1 protein-coding gene is annotated in these 409 nt (G+C 43.8%); it reads right to left on the bottom strand.

The features are described 5' to 3' along the window. Positions 1-15 precede the first annotated feature (15 nt). Complete coding sequence (locus tag M3148_RS17450; protein ID WP_251305977.1) at positions 16-333, bottom strand: DUF4113 domain-containing protein; 318 nt, start codon at positions 331-333, stop codon at positions 16-18. Positions 334-409: the final 76 nt, after the last annotated feature.

Here is a 409-nt window from a genome sequence, read left to right as displayed (position 1 = left end):
ACATGGTCTAATCCCTTAATCGATGCCTAATAAATCAGATAATTTAGTGGTATAGCACGGATTTAACAATGCTCGGCTCATCTGCCAAGTTTGGCTTTTCTCAATAGCGGTACTGGTAAGAAACAATTTGGTGGTTGCCCTACCCGGTAGAGCATGTGCTAACTGCTGATTAATCTCATCCATCACCGCTATTAACTTCTCAGACTCCACCTGCGCTTTTTCATCCGGCATCTCAAATAAATCACTCATGGTCTCAGCATACTCACAAATCCCCGATAGCATCACTCCGGCTTTGGCGTATTTCAAGCCGTCTTTATAGGTTTTATCTAACACTCACGCACCGCTTGAATCATCACCACCGTATCAGAGATGGAGCTCTTTGACGGTAAACTCACTAAATAGTCGGATC

The sequence above is a fragment of the Georgenia satyanarayanai genome (genome assembly GCF_023715365.1).
Taxonomy (GTDB): domain Bacteria; phylum Actinomycetota; class Actinomycetes; order Actinomycetales; family Actinomycetaceae; genus Oceanitalea; species Oceanitalea satyanarayanai_B.
The sequence above is the reverse complement of the archived record's forward strand: the minus strand, read 5'-3'. Positions and strand labels throughout refer to the sequence as shown.